Genomic DNA, 17,997 nt, shown 5'->3' on the forward strand with positions numbered 1-17,997 from the left:
CTGTGAATGTGTGGTTTAGTTAACGGAGTGCTTAAGGCTTTTAAATAAATGGAGCAAGCGTGAGCTGGAGTGGTTTAGGTTTTGAAGGCAATAAAAAGGCTGCCACGGCAGCCTTTGACGAGATGAAGCGCAGATTAGGCTTTTAGTGTTGATAGCTGAGTATCAAGCGCCTTTGCCACTTGCGACAATTCAGCGCTAATACTTTCGATATCGTGGGCCAAACTATTCTGCACGCCTGCGGCTTCGCCAATGCCATTAATATTGCGGTTAATATCCTCGCTCACATGGCTTTGTTGATGTGCGGCAGTAGCAACTTGAGCTGCGTTATCGTTAATGGCGGCAATGCTTTCTACCACTTTATGTAACTGCTCGTAGCTAGCCTCGGTGTCTACCGCGGTGGTATTCACTTTTTCTCGGCTGGTGCTAATTAAGTCTACTGTGGCATTCACATCACTTTGCAGTGCTTGAATCAGTTGGTTAATTTCTTCGGTAGAGCTTTGGGTTCTGCCTGCTAGGTTTCTTACTTCGTCAGCTACTACCGCAAAGCCTCGGCCTTGTTCACCGGCACGTGCGGCTTCAATCGCTGCGTTTAGTGCTAGTAAGTTAGTTTGCTCGGCAATTCCACGAATGGTCTCCAAGATGCTGTTAATGTCTTGGCTACGACCTGCTACTTGGGTGATACGCTCACTAATGCCTTCCATACTGCCAGAGATATCGCGAATTTGTTCAACAGAGCTTTGGAATTCTTGTTGAGTTTGACTTAATTGTTTCTCTGCTTCTTGAGCGTTGGTTGCGGTGCCATTGGCCAGCTCTGCTACGTCACTAGCTGTCGACGACATTTCATTCACAGCGGCGGCTACACTGTCGGTGTTATTGCGTTGTAAGCGGCTTGCTTCACCCGCCGACTCGGCATTTTTAGCCAGGGTTTGTGAACCATTGGTAAGCTGAGTTGATTGCTGCTGTAGTTGATTTACCATTACCCGTAGTTTTTCGGTAAAGGCGTTAAACTGGGTGGCCATGGCTACCAGTTCTTGGTGTTTTTGCACATCTAGCTTCATGGTTAAATCGCCATCATTTCCGGCTAGGTAACCGATCCGACGGGTGATTTGGCTTAAAGGCTCTAAGAAACCTTGCACCAATTGCGACACAATAAACAGCGCAATGATAACCACAGCGGCAGACACTAAGATCATGGTGCCGCGAGCTTCTGCTGCTGTTTCTGCAAACAGAGCTTGTAGCTCAGTTGCATTTAGCTGAGTGGCAGCAGCGGCTTGTTCGGCGCTAAGTGAAGCGCTACCAAACATCAACATGCTAGTAAGCACGCAGATAAATAATAGGGTGATGCTAATAAGTAGTTTTAATTTAAACGACAGTGTTGCCATTTTAGTCCTCCGTGAACCCGTCTGTCGCTACAATCGCATACTTTTGAATTTGGCGCTCAACTTTCCTCACATATTGTTGAACAACAAGTGAATTTTTTGCTTTCTTGGTGGTTTGAGAAGATCTTAGTGAGCAAAAATCCGCTGCGTAGTGGGCGCAGCGGAGTGGAGGTTTAAGGTTGGCTTTGTAGGTCTATTTGGTAAAGGGCAAAACCAACATCATCTACAGAAAGTTTTTGCATGGGATAAATGGCTTTCTCAGCGATAAATGCGGCAGCTTTGTCGCTGGGTGAGGTTTCAAAGAAAATGTTTAACTTGGCTTTTGTTTTTGACTCAAGAGGGCTAAAGCGCCAGTTGTTGTCTGCGCTAGGGCTAATTTGCCCTTTTTCCTTGCTTACTCGCTTAATGTAGTTGGCTAATACACTGCGGTTTTCGTCGGGTGCTTGAATCACCACTTTGTCTTCGCCGGTGCCGGCAAAACCGCCGCTATAGGCGCGGTAGTTGTTTGTTGCCATTAAAAACTCTTGGCTTGGGTCAATCGCTTTGCCGGCGTAGTGAAGTTGTTTGATACGTTCAGACTCTGGGTTGAGTGGTTTGCAGTCTGCGTCAAAACGGGCGGCTTGGCTTACGTCAATTTGGTAAGTAACACCGTCGATCACATCAAAATTATAGGTTCTAAACTCGTCCCAATTGATTAACGCTTGCGGGGTGGCTTGGTTTGGGTCTATTTGGTTGAACTGCCCAGCCGAGCATTCTAGCCAGTCTTTCACTTCTGCGCCGGTCACTTTTAACACCACCAGAGTATTGGGATACAAATATAAATCGGCGGCATTTCTAAAGGTGAGTTCGCCGGCTTCTACTTCGGTATAGTTGCTAGGGTCGTTTTTACGCCCACCTGCTTTAAAGGGGGCTGCGGCCGAAAGCACCGGTAAATCGGCTAAATCGGGGTCACCTTGAATCAAGGTTTTTACATAGTCGGTTTGCGCTAAGTTAACAATTTGAATGGTGGGGTCGTCCTGAACTAAGGCTAAAAAGCTATACATTACGTCGCTAGATTTACCCAAAGGCTGATTGACAAAATCACGGGTGGCTTGGTGATCTTCTGCTACAGCGGCCACCATGGCTGCATCAGCCTTAGCCAGAGATTTTTTATTGGCACTGTCAAAGATAGCTCGGTTGGTGGATTGGCTTTTAGTCACCTGCCAGCCTGCTTGGGTATGCTGTAGCTCTAAGTCGATAATGCCAACATGGCTGCCCCAACGCCCCGGCATTACTGCCGCCACCCCATTAATGGTGCCGCTTTGGTTGTCTACACCTGGCAAGTTATCAAAGCCTTTGCCGGGGAACACCGTATGAGCATGGCCAAAGGCAATGGCATCAATGCCAGCGACTTCAGATAAATAGTAAACCGAGTTTTCGGCCATGACCTTGTAAGGATCGGTAGATAGGCCTGAATGGGGAATGGCGACAATAATATCGGCGCCTTCGGCCTTCATTTTTGGCACCCAACGTTCGGCACTTTGTTTAATGTCTTGCGCGCTTACCTTGCCTTCTAAATTGGCTTTATCCCAAATCATAATTTGTGGGGGAACAAAACCAATGTAGCCAATCTTGAGGTTTTGGCTTTGACCGGCTGTATCTTTAAAGCTGTAGTCTTTTATTAGGTAGGGGCTAAAGTAGTTTTGCTGGTTGTCGCTGCGGATTACGTTAGCATTGATGTAGGGAAAGGCAGCGCCCGCTAATGCTTTGTCTAAAAAGTCCAAGCCATAATTAAACTCATGATTACCTATATTGCCTACATCGTAATCGAGGTTGTTCATCGCCTGATAAACCGGATGAACTTGTTGGCCAGTTAACCCTCGGTCAGCAATATAGTCGCCCATTGGGCTGCCTTGTATCAGGTCGCCATTATCTACCAGCACGCTATTGTCCACTTCTGCTTGGGCTTGTTTAACGAGGGTCGCAGTACGCACTAAACCTATTTTGGCGGAGGGTTTATCCTTGTAATAGTCAAAGTCCATTATGTTGGCGTGAATGTCAGTGGTTTCGATGATTCTTAGTTTAATTGTGGAGTCGTGAGCGTAGCTATAGGTGCTAATAAATAGGCAGGTGAAAAGGAGTATTTTTAAACTATTCATGGTGGCTCCGCTTGGAAACAGTAAACAATAAAGTAAACCATAGCAGAGCGGTGCAAGGTGGCGCTCTCAATAGCAAAATAAAGATACTTTTCAATAATAATTCATGGTCTTAGCTATGATAAAATAGGCAAAAAATTCGGAGACGCTATGCCCTATCAGTGGATTTTACTTGGCCTTGCTAGTCTTATAGCTATTGGCATCTTATTACATCACCCTTCGCGCACCTTAGGTATTCCTTCGCTGCTGATTTTTATGGGGGTGGGTTTATCCATTGGTAATGGCGAATTCAATTTTGTTTACGATAATCTGGCGGTTACTTCGCTGGTGGGGTCTTTTGCCTTAAACATCATTGTATTTGTAGGCGGTATTAATACGCCTTTACAGAGTATTAAAGTCGCTTATAAAGAAGGCGGAGTGCTATCTTCGCTGGGGGTGGTGTTAACCTCGATTATTTTTGCCGCTATTTTTTACCTAATATTTGATTATGACTTTGTCTATTGCTTGCTGTTTGCTGCGGTGGTGTCGTCTACCGATGCTGCTGCGGTGTTCTCAATTTTAGAATCGAAAAAGCTCAAACTAAAAGAAAGTACCGATACGGTGTTGGAGTTTGAATCAGCCACTAACGATCCGGTGGCGCTAATTATGGTGGTGATTCTTACCGCGTTGTCTTTGTCACCTGACAGCGGCGTATCGGCTATGGAGATTAGCCAAACTTTGGCAATTCAAGTCATTGGCGGCTTAGCGATTGGCTTTATTGTGGGCAAGGTATGTGTGTTGGCGCTACGTAAAATTAGCTTGCAAGAATATGGCTTAATTCCGGTGTTTGTATTGGCCTGTTTTATCTTAGCTACTTATGGCAGTGAGTTAGCTGGCGGTAACGTGCTAATAGCTTGTTACGTGAGCGGTGTGGTAATTGGTAATGGCTTGAAGCGTGGTAAAGAGGTGAATAAACACTTTTTTAATAGCTTATCTTGGTTAGCCCAAGCAGTGATGTTTATTATTCTAGGGCTGCAAATATTCCCGCAACAATTACTAGATGTATTGTGGGTGGCTACCATTCCAAGCGCTATTTTGATGTTGGTGGCACGCCCTCTTGCGGTGCAACTTTGTTATCTGCCATTTCGCCAAGCCACTTGGAAGAAGCGTTTGTTTATTTCATCTATTGGTTTAAAAGGGGCTACTCCGATTGTGTTTGCGTTGATCCCCGCCGCTGCCGGTGTAGAAGGTGCATTAGAGATGATGCACATGGTGTTTTTTGTAGTGCTTTATTCGGTGTTTATTCAAGGTGCAGCTATCGAACCGTTGGCGAAAAAACTCCAGCTCAATCAAAGCGAATCGTAGGCCAGCCTAACTAAATATTCGCAGGCGCTAAGGTGTGGTTTTATGACAATGCTCGATAATCAGCTCTCGCAGCCAGCGGTGTGCGGGGTCGTTTTCTAGGTGTTGCGGCCAAGCCAGCAAGTAGCTAAACGGAGCCATGTAAACCGGTAAAGGCAGCAACTCTAGTTGGTGAGTCTTTATCACTTGCTGGGCAAAGCTGCGGGTGCAGGTAAACACCAAGTCGCTAGATTGACAGAGCAGAGCCGCGGCAAAAAAATCGGCGGTAAGGGAGCTGTTTTCAATATGCAGCCCTTGCTCTGCAAGTACCGAGTGCAATAACCAACGATCGCCAACCTCACACTCACAGCTTAAATGAGCTTGTTGCATGTAGCTGTCTAAATCCCATTGTTGATTTAAGGCTGAGTGGCCTTTTCTCACTAAACAAACATGGTCATCTCTAAATAACTCAAAGCTATTAATTTGAGCGGGTAATTGTTTAACATGAAAATGACTAGGCGTGCGCTCGTCGTTATCGCGAGCCACAATAGCTAAATCAAATTCCCCTTTTTGCAGACCGTCGATACTGCCTGGTTCTAGTCGGTGAGTATCTAGCTTTAGGCCTGGCGCTTGTTGCATAAGCTTGCCAAAAAAACGCGGTAATAAGGTGGCAAAACAGGTTTCATTAAGGCAGCAGCGAAAGTTTCGTTGGCTAAGTGCTGGCTCAAAGCCTTCTGCTTCAATCATTTCATTAGCGCTTTGCAGCCACTGTCGCAATTTGGGTTCTAGGTTGCGCACCCTTGGGGTTGGGCTCAAGCCAGTGGCGTGGCGAATAAATAAGGGATCGTTTAGTTGTTGACGCAATTTTGCCAATTGCTTACTCACTGCCGATTGGGTGAGGAATAGCTTATCTGCCGCTTTTGAAACACTGCGCTGTTCAAGCAAGGTGAGTAAAACTCGCAGTAGATTAAGATCGTATTGCTGAGACATGATATTCCTGTGAGGACTATGAGTGAACCTAAACTATCATTATGATTCATAAATCGCAGGATTTACAATGCCCACCTAGTTTTTGGAGCATGTTATGTCGAAGCCTTTACCCCTATTCATGTTAATGGTGCTGTTCTCACCTTTAGCGATTGATATCTTCTTACCCGCTATTCCACAAATGGCACAGGCCTTTGATGTGCCAGTGGCATGGATTGCTCAAGCTATTCCGGTATTTTTGTTTTCCTTTGGTATTGGCCAGTTGTTAGTGGGCCCATTGGCCGACCGCTATGGCCGTAGGCCAGTGGCTTTGGTAGGTGCGCTGTTATATTTGGCAAGCTCTGCTTTGGCGGCGATAGCCAGTAGTTATGAGCTGTTAATGCTAGCGCGCTTAGCGCAAGGTATTGCCGCTAGCTGTTTGTCGGTGGCGGCATTTGCTGGGGTACGTGATGTATTTGGTGCCGAGCGCTCAAAAAATATATTTAGCTATTTAAACGGTGTGATTTGCATTGTCCCCGCATTGGCACCCTTGTTAGGTGGCGTGCTCACCCATTGGTGGTCATGGGCAGCAAACTTTTGGTTTATGGTGGCATTTGCGCTGGTGGTATTTTTGGTGCTGCTATTTGGTTTAAAAGAAACTAAACCTCAAGCTAAGGTGTTTAACGGGCGCTTATATTCTTTTAGTCGTTATTATTCGGTTATTGCGGTGGCTAGCTTTCGTTTTTATTCCTTGTTGGTGATGCTGGGCATGGCGATGATTATTGGTTATGTTTCGCAATCTGCTGGCCGTTTAATGGTGGATATGCAGCTCTCTAGTGCCGACTATGCCTTGTGGTTTGGCTGCAACGCTGCCATTAACATTGTAGCTGCGTTTTTGGCCCCTCAAGTCATTAAACAGATTGGTCAAACAGCAGGCCTTTGGCTTGGCGCAAGTTTAATGGCAGGCGCGGCCATTGCCTTAGTACTAGGCCAGCAAGTATTGCATCCGCTGGCGTTTATGGCTCCGGTATTTGTCTCTAGCATTGGCTTTTGTCTGTTAATTGCGGTGGGAACCGGTAGCGCCTTGGCACCTTTTGGTGACAAAGCGGGCACGGCTTCTGCTTTATTGGGCTTTGTACAAATGACCGGTTCTGCAAGTTTAGTGGGCATCTTAGGTGTAAGTGGTTTAGCCAATACCGAGCAACTTGCCTTGTTAATGGCGCTGCCATTTGCGGCCATGACGCTAGCCATTTGCAAAGGTGGCTTACGGTTTGAAACCAGTAATTAGCTAGTTGAATTAGCAGTAGTATTTTTTAAAAAGCGCCTAGTTGGCGCTTTTTTAGTTTTATTTTCACTTAAGCGGCTTTTTTAGCTAACTAGACGCGCTAAATCTGGCGGGTGGTTTATATTTTAAGTAAGTGAAATTTAGTCGCGTTGGTAGTTAGCACGTGAAAATCCTACTACTTTTGTTGTTGGTTTGTCCTATAGCTTGGGGAAAAGCGTCGGTGGTTTTTATAAACCCCGGTAAAGCTGAAGAAAGCTTTTGGCAAGACGTAGATTTATTTGCTAATGCTGCCGCTAAGCGTTTAGCGCTTGATTACCGTACTTTTCATGGAGAGCGTAATCATTACTCAATGATTAAGCACATCGAATGGATGATCAATAATCAGCGGCTGCCCGATTACCTCATGCTAGTGAATGAGAAGCAAGCCTTGCCACGTATGCTTAGTCTGCTAGAAGGACAACCGGTTTATGTATTGGTGTTGCTTAATGATGTGAGTGTCGAACAACAACAGCTTCGTAATAATAACCCCCATTGGCAACATTACTTGCTGTCTTGCATCGTGCCTAACAATTTGTGGGCGGGTTATCAAACGGCCCAATCCATGTATTTAAATGCCGAACAAGTGGTTGGTGAAGCGGTAATTATCTCGGGAGATAAAACCACCCCTGCCTCAGTAGAGCGTACCGCCGGTGCTGCCGATTTTTTTCAACATCAAGCCGGTATTGACTTAAAGCAAGTTATTTATGGCCATTGGGATGAGCAACGAAGCTACCAACAAACCAAAGTTTTACTGAAACGTTACCCCGATTTGAAATACCTGTGGACAGCTAATGATCACATGGCTTTTGGTAGTATTAAAGCGATTAAAGAATTAGGAAAGCAACCAGGTAGAGATGTGATTGTTGGCACCGTGAATACCTCCCAACAAGCCCTATTAATGCGTGAACAGGGAGAAATTAGCGCCTTGGCAGGTGGCCATTTTACCGCTGCAGGTTGGGGACTGAGCTTGATTCACCGGCATATTCAAGGACAAACACTGCCAAGTAAAGTGAATATTCCCTTGTTTGTCATGTTGCAGCCAGGGACAGAGGCTTTTGATACAGTAAAACAAAAAAACTGGGATGCCGTGATGTTTGAGAACTTGTTGCTAGAAGCCGGTAATCCGCTTAGCTTTCAGTTTACTGAGTAGGTTGTTATGAAAGGGGCTTTTAAACTTCGCACTCCTATTGCCAAACGATTAGTTATTTTAATCGTAAGCGCTAGCACCTTGTTTGCTTTGTTATCTGTGGCGGTGCAACTGGCGTTTAATTTTTCTGGCGCAGTTAAAAACGCTGAGCAGTGGGTTGATGAATACAACCAAGCTAACTTGAGCGCGATAGAGCGAGCAGTATGGGAAATTGATTACCAGCTGCTGGATGATTTGCTGCAAGGTTTTGTTCGGCAGCAATACGTGTCATCGGTTCATTTCTCAACCGACGAAGGTATGGCTTCGGGCGTTGGTGAAGCAGACTTAAGCCAGAAATTTTATGTTTATTCACTCGACCACCAAGGCACTGCGCTGGGCAAACTTACGGTTGGCCTAGACTTATCCTTGATCAAGCAAGATATAAAAGCCCAAGCTTTAGTTATATTGCTAACCAATGGCTTAAAAACCTTTTTAATGAGCATGATTATTTTATTGCTTGTGGGGCGTATTGTGACAGGCGACTTACGACGTTTAGCCGAGGCTGCCGATCAGATATTTACCGAAGAGCAGCAGATTGTTCAGTTGCCTAGTAAGCTACTAAAACGTAATGATGAAATTGGCCTAGTGGCCAGCTCCATGCAACAGCTACAACAACGTTTGCAACGTGGCTTAAATGCCCGTTTAGAAGCCGAGCAGCAGTTGCATCAGCACCGGCAGGCGTTAGAAGAAACCGTTGAACAACGCACCTCGGTGCTTAATTGGCAAACCGAGGCCAATCAATTGCTATCCGAGATATCCCTGTCTTTTTTAAATCAAACATCCAGTAATTCAAAAGCATTGTTACAGCGAGCCACCTCAGCCATAGGCAGTTTGTTCCCAGTAGAGCGGGTGGTGGTTTTGGAATTTGAGCGCCAGCAAGCGATTTATCGCGATGTATGGAGTGTGCCTGGGCATTTAGCGCCTATAGAGCCGGTGGACTTAAGCCAACTTAGTGAGCTAAAGCGGCGTTTGGTGAGTGTAGCGCCTATAGTTGTAAACGATGTGGAAAAGCTTAAACGGCAAGCCCCCGCCGAATATCAGCTACTTACTCACTACGGAATTAAGTCCTTTGTAGGTATTCCCTTAAGTGATGGTAATAAGGCTTTTGGTTTACTGAATTGTGTGAGCTTGAGCTATTGCGCAATTTGGGATGATTACCAAGTTGTATTGTTAAGTCAATTTGCCGCTGCCATTAGTGGTTTGTTAATTAATGAAAAAAACGATCAGGCAATGAATCGTCTGCAAAACGAACTGCTGCAGGTGAATGAACGCTTGCAGGTACTAGCTGAAACCGATGAACTAACAGGTTTGGTTAACCGTAGGCCGTTTAAGCGAGAATTAAACCGCGCTGTAACCAGTGCCAGAAGGCACAAATCCCAGTTGGCAGTGCTAATGGCCGACATCGATTACTTTAAAGCTTATAACGACCACTACGGACATGTGCAAGGTGATGAAGCCCTAAAGCTAGTAGCCAAAGCTCTGAACGAAGTGGTAAAGCGTAGTGAAGATTGTGTGGCGCGGGTCGGTGGTGAAGAGTTTGCCATCTTAGTCTCTGATGCCAACCAAGACGAGCTGCCCAAAATGGCTGAGCGGCTGGTTAAAGAGGTTGCCAAATTACAAATTGAGCATGCAGATTCGCAAGTAAGCTCGGTATTAACAATTAGTGTCGGCGGCGTTTTAATTGAACCTGATGATGTTATTGACCCTACCAAGCTGTTAGAGCTTGCCGATACGTGTTTGTATAAGGCAAAACATCAGGGGCGTAATCAAGCAGTGTTAGATCTGGATGTTTAAGTGCTGCGTTAGTTCAAAAATATAAGCTTTTCTGGCAGCTACCGAGCCCTGGTTTGTTCCTAATCAAAGTTAAAGAGGATCTTAATTTCTCCCTACCAAGCGGTGAAGTGGGTCGCATTTATTGGTGCTTGTTTTCTCCACAATGGTGATTGTACTTACCGCTTGTAGGGAGAAATACCATGAACCAAGGCATACTCAATGTTCTGGCTTTAAGCATTGTTCTCACTAGGGTCTGTTGATCTTTGGTGTTGAAATTTTGTTCGAGATAAGCGGGCTTTAATCGCGGCGAGCACTTAGAAGCCTAGTGGGCTAAGCAAAAAGTGCTTAACAAAGAGTAAAGTTCGCTTATCCGAACCCTTCGGGCAGTATTTTTTAACCATTTATTCAGCGTTAGCGAGTGATTATTAAGCCCACTTAACTACACACTCACTGCCTTGCCTAAATGGCTAATAAATTGCTGCAAAAACCATCAGCAAAGATCAACAGACCCTGAGTATTTAGGTATTGTTGTGTTGGCGGGCATGGCTCTTTGCCCAACCGCACTGGCTGCGGAGTTGCTGCTGGTATTCGCTGGTGATGTCACAGAATAGCCATAGAATTTTCACCAGCTACATTGTTAATTGTTCATTTGTCAGTAAGTCGGTAATTATGTTTTATAATATAAACATGGCCAACAAGGATTAAGGACTTGAATATGAGCCATACAAGAATGCTTAAACTGGCGATCAGTGCCTATGTTGCTTGTGCTTTATTGGCATTTTTGGCGACCGCCTTTAGTGGCGGCTTTTCTGATTATCATATAATCCAGCGAGTTTGGATCTTTCCGTTACGGTTTGAGTTTGCTTTGGTGCTGCTGTTTCTTAGCTTACTCGCTAGTTACTCCTTGCTGCACGACAGTTTACATGGCCGCTTGTTACTTACCGGGATTGCGGTTGTGCATATCCTAAATATGATCTTTGCAACCAGTTTGGTGGAGTCTTCTATAGTGGCTTTGTTTAGTGCGGCCAGTATGATGAGCCTAGGTTTACTGGTATATGTCGCTTGGACCAATCCACAAAACACGAAAGTGAAGCGCTTACAGCAATATCAAATACAACGACGCCGCGCCAAAGAAGAGCAAGATAAGATTGATTACGCTTATTTAAGCGCTGTGCCACCCACCAATGAGCAGCATGCTGAGCACTCAGGTAAAGAGGGTCATTAGCCTTGAAATCACAAGAACAAATTGTTTGGTTAAGCGGGTTCTTGTAGTTGTTGGCAATAGCTCCAAAGGTAGAGGCTACCGATAGCCAGGCCAGGCAGAATGGCTTCTAATAAATCGGGTGTTTTCTGCCAAGTATGTAACAAGACTGGGATCGCCAGCATGACTAACCAAGATACCGACATCGCCGACCAACGCATTGCTTGGCTATAACCCCAATAAGCCAGCATTGATTTAGCGATAAAGCTAATTAACCAGGTTGATACAAAAGCATAACTGCCCTGAACTAAGCCCGCTTTTAAGGCAACTTGGTTACCGTGTTCGCTATTCACAAAGGCAGCCCAAGCGCCATACACCAAGGCTGCAAGTAAGGCGATTTGCCAAGGGCTAAGTCGGTTAACTAGCTTGCGGTAGTTATTAATCATTTAGCACTGCTGGCCAGTTTTTGTCGGCACTAACAATGAAATCATCGCGATTAGCCGTCCATTTTTGCTGCACGCTGGCGTTATAGTTTAAGTAAAGCTTGCCATCGAGCACGGTGAACTGCTCTGGTTCAATGCTGGCTGTTTTGCCTTTGGCTACCGCATAGGCGCAGTACCCACCGTATTGTGGCGCATATTTTTCTGGCTCGGCTTTAAACATGGCTAAGTTTTCTGCGCTACTAAAGCGCCAGGTTGCGCCTTGCCATTCATATTCAAAGCTTTCTTTGCCTTCTACTGGTTTGTTTTCAGTAAAATAAGCCACACTATCGTAACCTTTGATGGCTAGGTTATTAAACCAAGAGGTATAGATGGGATCTGCAGCAAAGCTGTATCCGGAGACAAATAGTAAGGCGAGCATTAGTTTTTTCATAGGGTTACCTCGTCGATTAAATTAGAACGGATGATGGAAAGTTGGCGTTGTTGTTTCTCTAGTAAGCTTGCATCTAAGGGCTGAGTAGCTTGGCTAAGTTGCTGTCGCCACGCTTGTAGGCTAGCTTCTGGGTAGTAATCAAATTCGCTATTTTGGGCACTTAGGCGTACTTGGCAAATGCTTTTGCTGTGGGCTTCATCTCTGTCCATAAGTACCGAGTGGCTGCGGTTCTGTTGGCATTGCTGCAGGTGAATATCGCTAAGTACTCGTTCGGCAGAGCTAGGTTTATGTTTCAGCCATTGTTGGAAGCGGCGTTTTCGGCTAGCCAATACCTGTTGGGTATTTAAGGCGGATGAACTGAGCTGAATGGCCTTGTCGCTAAGATGATGATGGCTAAGCTGTTTACCACTCCAAGAAAAGTGCTGGCAATCATTGGCTGATATCATTAATAGATCAAAAGGGTTGAAGTGCTGGTAATCTTGCGTAGCTAAGTGTTGCTCAAGGCGTTGGCTACTGCCTAACGCCAAGGCTTGGGGAATGATTTGTCCGCGTGTGGGCGCACCTGCGTGCTGTGGATCTTGGTAACGATTTAATAGCGCTAATACAACCCCATGATTGTTAAAGCCAAACCAGGTACCACCAGCTTGTCCATCAACGGGGTAAACCAATACCGTATCACCATTATGCTGTTGCTTTATGCCTGCTTCATGGCGATGACGGGCTTCATCACGGTTCATGGTAATTACGGTTTGTTGGCCAAGGCGCAATACACTAACAGTACACATTTAGTTGCCTTGTTGGCGCAGGTAACTCGCAGTGCTAGGTGCGATGCCCATGTTATTGTCTATCGATAAACCCAGCTCTTTTGCCACTAATTTGGCATACGCAACATGGTGTACGGTATGGTTAATTAAGTAGCATAGTTCGCGGCTTAAACTGCTATCAAACTGCATGCTTTGTTGCTGCTTCAAGGAAATCTCTGATTCCACCTTAATCGGGCGTTCATCAATGCTGGATTGTGGGTGAAGGAACCAGTTACACAACTGATTGATCAGTTGTAAGGCTAAGCTTGGGTTATTCTCGATATCGCTGTCGCGATGGCGCGAGTTGTAATCAATACTGCCTTTATTTAAACCATGTTGTAGTGCTAGGAAGTGATCTAGAATGTGTCGTACATGGCGGCCAATGCCTGATTCACTGTGAACAGAGGGCTGGTTGTAGAGTGCTCCATCACTCGCTTCAACTAATTGTTGCACTTGTTGAAGTGCCTCTACGGTAGCTTCACGCAGCTGCTTCATTGGTTCTCCATTTATTTAAAAAGCGTTCACTACCAGTTTGACCGAGGTAACGACGTAAATATTTCTCAGGGGTTTTTCTTAAATCAACAATAATGAGTCCATCTAGCGATTGGTTGAAACTGTTGTTCAGCGAAAAACAAACAAAGCGGCCATTAAGCGCTAAGTAGTGGCGCAGCAATATGGGGATCGATTTACCCGGTTCACATTGACCTACCAGTTTATTCAGAATGGCAATATTGCTAAGCGATGCGAGTACCTTGCTCGACCATACTTTGCCTTTCACCTTTAAAGGCACAATCGGCTTAACATCGTTTAGGTAGCGCTGCTCTGCGCGAAACGCCGAAATCATCGAATCTGAGATAAAGGCTTGAGCCAGCTCGGAATGCTCTTGGGAAATACTCACACAACCAAATAAGGTGTGGTATTGCGGGTTTTCTGCCACGTAGTGACCAATGCCTTGCCACAGCAAATCGAGCGCTCGAGGATGGCGCTGGTATTTAGGCACCACAAAGGAGCGGCCCATTTCTAAACAGTCGCCCATGCGTTTTAAATAGGCTTGGTCAAAATCGTATAGTGAGCGGCTATAAAGAGCATTGATGCCATGTTGCTCAACAATTTCGTTGGCTTGGCCCAAGCGATAGCCCCCCACCAAGCAATGGGCGTCGTTATCCCAAACAAATAAGTGTAAATAATGAGGGTCAAACTGGTCACTATCTAAGTGTTTCCCGGTGCCCTCTCCAGCAGCTCTAAAGGTGACTTCGCGCGCCAAGGCTATCTCATCCATAATCGGCCCTAAGCGTGGGTAGGGGGCGCAATACACACTAAAGTTTCGGTGGCTGACTAAGATGCAGTCTTCTAAAGTATCTAACTGCTTACGTAGTTCTTGGCGGCCATTAGGCAAACATTCAACTAAGTTCAGCGGCGGGTGCTTGGGCGCAGCTTTAGCTTTTTTATTGTTAGGTAAACTCAGTAAATCAGTCGCTACCCGCAAGTAATCGGTAACGGCTTGTTCATTACTTAAGTTTTGATAATCTTTAGGGTCAATAACCTCGCCAATTTGCATGGTAAATTCACGACCACGTTTGTTTATTAGTTCTCTTGGTAGAAGGGCTGTACGTAAACGGCGATGCAATAAACCAGCGAGATAAAACAACTTGGAATTACGCCCTGTAACAAAACAAGGCAATACGTGCGCCTTATAACGTTTGGCTAAACGCCCAACCAAATTGTTCCACTGGCGATCTTCTATTTGACCCGTTTCGGTATTGATGGCTGACACCATGCCAGCGGGGTAAATCATTAATGCTCCCCCCTTAGATAAGTGCTGGCAAGACATGCGAATACCGCGGGCATTTTTCTTGGCGGCTTGCTGTGAGAGCACGTCTACGCCAATAAACAGATTTTGAAACTCTTCTATATTGGCTAACAGTTCATTTGTGAGCACTTTTAAGTCGGGGCGCACTTGTAGCAATAATTCGCTCATTGCTACGCCTTCTAAGCCGCCCAAAGGATGGTTAGCCACAATCAGTAGCGGACCTTCTTGCGGCACATTTTTAAGTGCCTCAGGGTTGTTGGCGAGTAGCGAGAAATCTAAGCGGCGCATGGTATGACGCAAAAACTGTTGTGCTGTTTGGCTGTCATCTACAAACTTAGGAGCAGCATCGTAGTACTTGGCTAAAGTGCTTAAGCCCAAGATCTTTTCTATCACTCTAGCTAACCACTGTGGGCGCATGCTCAGCCTAAATGGATTATTTTTTTCCTGCATGGATTACTCCTTAATCCGTTTCTGGATAACAAGCAGTGAGTTCACGCTCATGTTTCCAGCGTACTAGCAGCTCTTTAAATTTAGGTGGTCGATAACCACGTTTGCGATTGGCAGCACCTAGTTCAAATAAGGTTTTGTATTGAAACAATAACGAGCGCATGGCTTCGCGAAAGGGAGTTTTGCGATCCCAAATATGCAGCGATTCAGAGCTAGCGCTATTTATTTCGACAATCTCCAGATTGGTTCCTTGTTGTAAGTGGGTGATGTCGGCGAATTTAATGTCCATTCGTCCATAATAGAACTCGGGCAAATCGGCCATTATTTGGTTAATCGCTTGGTTTAATTCTGGAGTGATTAAGTCATTGGCATCGCGAAAGATAGCGCCACGACAATGACTGGCCGAAAACACCAATTTATAGGGTTGGCCTTGATCGATAATGCTGTCTAGTTTGTCGTGATGACGACTTAAATAGAGGTGTTGCAGTTCGCTAGCGCGAGGGTCTGCTTGAATCAACTGTTTTAGAGTGGACTGGCCATCACCCACTACATAAGGCGTGTACTTTAATGCCAAAGAAATAATCTTACCTTGTGGCTGGTCGGGGTGGCGTACAAAGAACACGCCTGCCTCGGCTTCATAGCTGGCCAGTTTTTGAATCAACATGGCTGCATTAAGCGGATAGTTTTCTAGGCAATCTTGCAGCTCTTGACGGTTATGCAGTAACTTTACTCCCGCACCACGGCAGCCAATATCTGGCTTACCTACAACTGGAAACTCGAGGCCGCGTTGTTGCATTTGCTCTAATAAGTCTTCTACTTGACGTGCTAAAGGTGCGCCGGTGCGATTGACCTTCATCCAGGCAAGGACAGCATCGTCGCATGACCGGGTAGCTTGAGCCAACAGTTCGCTTTTGCCTACACCTACCATGCCTGCTAGCGGCAACTTAGGGTTGGCTATTAGTGGTAAAGTAAACGAGCGATGGCGAATGCCCAAGGCTATCCATTGTAATACCACAGGAATATATACTGCCCAAGTTGGCCAAAATTCAAAGAAAGAAGTGGTTTTTCCGTTCATATCCAAGGCCGGCATACCGGGGGATACGTAAGGTGCAGAGGGTTTGGTATTTGTTTGTTCAGTCACAGTAACGGCACTTCCTTTTGCTTTTTATCTGTACTAACAGACCTGTGTATTGCGATAAATAATTCAATCTCCGTTAAATTCAGTCTAGTTCATTCAATTAATGACTCAATGCGGTGTTATAAAGCTCCTGTCTAAGCGAGAATAGTTACCAATAAATGTAAGACTTTCGGATGGTTGCGCTGAATGATTATTGAAGATTTACACTTACTGGCTGGTCAGCATCAGTTAGCGATAAAACGCTGGGAGTTAAAAGCTGGCGAGCACTGGGCGATCTTTGGTCACAGTGGTAGTGGTAAATCTTTGTTGGGTGCTTGGTTGGTGGGAGACTTAGTAGCCGAGCGGGCCACCTTCAGCCAACAACCGCAGCGTATTGCTTTAGTCTCTTTAGAGCAGCAACAGGCTTTGCTTGAACGCGAGCTCGCCGACGATGACAGTGAGTTCACCGATCAAATAGATAGCGGGCACACAGTACTTGCGTTGCTTGAAGCTGGCTGTTGCGAGCCGCGTTTACTTGAGCGAGTGAGCCAACAGTGTGATTTAACACATTTACTTAAGCGCGGTTTTCGTTTGTTATCAACGGGCGAAACGCGTCGCCTGATGCTGGCTTTAGCACTGATTAAGCAACCACAATTGTTAATTTTAGACGAGCCCTTTGCCGGCTTAGATCTCCGCCACCAACAGCAATTACTCGCTCTGCTTGAACAACTAGCCAAAGAGTGTCAGTTATTGATTATTAGCTCGCGTGATGATGAGTTGCCTAGCTCAATTAGTCACGTAGCGGTGCTTGATGAACAAGGCTTAAGCCAGCAACTCACCATTGAGCAATGGCTACAGCATCCCGAGCGTCAGCAAATGGTACAGCAAGCTGAGCAACAATCTTTGGCTATTGTGCAGGCCTTGCGCGAATTTCAGCAAGTAGAACCGGTTACACCCTTATTCGCGATTACTCAAGGCTCGGTGAGTTATGCCGGTGAGACATTGTTTAGTGACTTAGATTGGCAAATACAGCGCGGCGAGCACTGGCAAGTTCGTGGCCCCAACGGTTGTGGAAAAAGCACCTTGTTGAATCTGATTTTTGGTGACCACCCGCAGTGTTACAGTAACCAAATAGAGGTGATGGGGTTTCGCCGTGGTAGCGGTGAAAGCATCTGGCAAGTTAAGCAGCATATTGGCATGGTATCGGCCGCCTTGCATTTACAGTATCGGGTCAACTGTAGCGCCCTTGAAGTGGTGTTGTCGGGTTTGTACGACTCTATTGGTGTTTATCAACAAGCCAGTGAACTTGAGCTTGAACAAGCACGTTTATGGTTACAACTATTTGGTTTGGCTCACTTAGAAAAACACGACTTTAAAAGCTTGTCTTATGGGCAGCAGCGTTTGTTGATTATTGCTCGCGCCTTGGTGAAAGGGCCGCAACTATTATTGTTGGACGAGCCTTGCCAAGGCTTAGATTTTTTACAACGTAATACCGTGTTAAAGGCTTTAGAGTTGGTGGCTAAACACAATCTTAGTCAGCTAGTGTATGTTACTCACCATCAAGATGATGCCTTACCGAGCATTAAACACTTTATCGATTTTACCGATGGCGCGGTGCATCTAAGTACGCTTTGAGCGTGGCACTATGCTGCAAATTAATCTC

General features: G+C 45.6%; 15 protein-coding genes. 6 read left to right on the top strand and 9 right to left on the bottom strand.

Annotated features, from left to right (window positions below; translation table 11 throughout):
• Positions 1 to 134: 134 nt before the first annotated feature.
• Positions 135 to 1,382 carry a methyl-accepting chemotaxis protein gene (locus K5L93_RS11385; protein WP_220719947.1) on the bottom strand — a complete coding sequence of 416 codons (1,248 nt, stop codon included), beginning with the start codon at positions 1,380 to 1,382 and terminating at the stop codon, positions 135 to 137.
• 170 nt (positions 1,383 to 1,552) lie between these two features.
• Entirely contained in the window at positions 1,553 to 3,517 is a 1,965-nt protein-coding gene (locus tag K5L93_RS11390) for a bifunctional 2',3'-cyclic-nucleotide 2'-phosphodiesterase/3'-nucleotidase (RefSeq protein WP_220719948.1), read from the bottom strand.
• Between the two features lie 147 nt (positions 3,518 to 3,664).
• On the opposite strand from K5L93_RS11390, the gene K5L93_RS11395 reads away from it, so the two are divergent.
• A complete protein-coding gene (locus K5L93_RS11395) occupies positions 3,665 to 4,858 on the top strand; it encodes a potassium/proton antiporter (protein ID WP_220719949.1) in 1,194 nt (397 codons plus the stop codon).
• A 27-nt stretch (positions 4,859 to 4,885) separates the two neighbouring features.
• Here the strand turns inward: K5L93_RS11395 and K5L93_RS11400 are convergent, their stop codons facing one another.
• Complete coding sequence (locus K5L93_RS11400) at positions 4,886 to 5,824, bottom strand: LysR family transcriptional regulator (protein ID WP_220719950.1); 939 nt, start codon at positions 5,822 to 5,824, stop codon at positions 4,886 to 4,888.
• A gap of 94 nt (positions 5,825 to 5,918) precedes the next feature.
• Between K5L93_RS11400 and K5L93_RS11405 the strand changes: the two genes are divergently transcribed.
• The 4 genes from K5L93_RS11405 (at position 5,919) to K5L93_RS11420 (ending at position 11,308) form a co-directional block, all read left to right on the top strand.
• Positions 5,919 to 7,088 (top strand): multidrug effflux MFS transporter, encoded by a 1,170-nt coding sequence (locus K5L93_RS11405; RefSeq protein WP_220719951.1) that lies wholly within the window; start codon positions 5,919 to 5,921, stop codon positions 7,086 to 7,088.
• Positions 7,089 to 7,305: 217 nt separating this feature from the next.
• On the top strand, positions 7,306 to 8,274 hold the full coding sequence (locus K5L93_RS11410) for an ABC transporter substrate-binding protein (protein WP_246615039.1): 969 nt from the start codon (positions 7,306 to 7,308) through the stop codon (positions 8,272 to 8,274).
• A 6-nt stretch (positions 8,275 to 8,280) separates the two neighbouring features.
• Positions 8,281 to 10,104 carry a sensor domain-containing diguanylate cyclase gene (locus tag K5L93_RS11415; protein ID WP_220719952.1) on the top strand — a complete coding sequence of 608 codons (1,824 nt, stop codon included), beginning with the start codon at positions 8,281 to 8,283 and terminating at the stop codon, positions 10,102 to 10,104.
• A gap of 694 nt (positions 10,105 to 10,798) precedes the next feature.
• Positions 10,799 to 11,308, top strand: coding sequence for a hypothetical protein (locus tag K5L93_RS11420; protein ID WP_220719953.1), 510 nt, complete (start codon positions 10,799 to 10,801; stop codon positions 11,306 to 11,308).
• Positions 11,309 to 11,337: 29 nt separating this feature from the next.
• Here the strand turns inward: K5L93_RS11420 and K5L93_RS11425 are convergent, their stop codons facing one another.
• The 6 genes from K5L93_RS11425 to K5L93_RS11450 are packed head-to-tail and all read right to left on the bottom strand — an operon-like array spanning position 11,338 to position 16,358.
• A complete protein-coding gene (locus K5L93_RS11425) occupies positions 11,338 to 11,730 on the bottom strand; it encodes a hypothetical protein (RefSeq protein ID WP_220719954.1) in 393 nt (130 codons plus the stop codon).
• Positions 11,723 to 12,157, bottom strand: coding sequence for a YHS domain-containing (seleno)protein (locus tag K5L93_RS11430; RefSeq protein WP_220719955.1), 435 nt, complete (start codon positions 12,155 to 12,157; stop codon positions 11,723 to 11,725). The genes K5L93_RS11425 and K5L93_RS11430 overlap by 8 nt, the downstream gene beginning before the upstream one ends.
• Positions 12,154 to 12,942 carry an NRDE family protein gene (locus K5L93_RS11435; protein ID WP_220719956.1) on the bottom strand — a complete coding sequence of 263 codons (789 nt, stop codon included), beginning with the start codon at positions 12,940 to 12,942 and terminating at the stop codon, positions 12,154 to 12,156. Before K5L93_RS11435 ends, K5L93_RS11430 begins: the two co-directional genes overlap by 4 nt.
• A complete protein-coding gene (locus K5L93_RS11440) occupies positions 12,943 to 13,455 on the bottom strand; it encodes a DinB family protein (RefSeq protein ID WP_220719957.1) in 513 nt (170 codons plus the stop codon).
• Positions 13,439 to 15,220 carry a bifunctional lysophospholipid acyltransferase family protein/GNAT family N-acetyltransferase gene (locus K5L93_RS11445; protein ID WP_220719958.1) on the bottom strand — a complete coding sequence of 594 codons (1,782 nt, stop codon included), beginning with the start codon at positions 15,218 to 15,220 and terminating at the stop codon, positions 13,439 to 13,441. Before K5L93_RS11445 ends, K5L93_RS11440 begins: the two co-directional genes overlap by 17 nt.
• 10 nt (positions 15,221 to 15,230) lie before the next feature.
• The gene (locus K5L93_RS11450; RefSeq protein WP_220719959.1) at positions 15,231 to 16,358 is read right to left on the bottom strand and encodes a D-alanine--D-alanine ligase; all 1,128 of its coding nucleotides are present in this window, start codon (positions 16,356 to 16,358) and stop codon (positions 15,231 to 15,233) included.
• A gap of 183 nt (positions 16,359 to 16,541) precedes the next feature.
• On the opposite strand from K5L93_RS11450, the gene K5L93_RS11455 reads away from it, so the two are divergent.
• Complete coding sequence (locus tag K5L93_RS11455; RefSeq protein ID WP_220719960.1) at positions 16,542 to 17,969, top strand: ATP-binding cassette domain-containing protein; 1,428 nt, start codon at positions 16,542 to 16,544, stop codon at positions 17,967 to 17,969.
• The last annotated feature ends 28 nt before the right edge of the window (positions 17,970 to 17,997 follow it).

Origin of the sequence: Agarivorans litoreus, assembly GCF_019649015.1 — a bacterium.
Taxonomy (GTDB): domain Bacteria; phylum Pseudomonadota; class Gammaproteobacteria; order Enterobacterales; family Celerinatantimonadaceae; genus Agarivorans; species Agarivorans litoreus.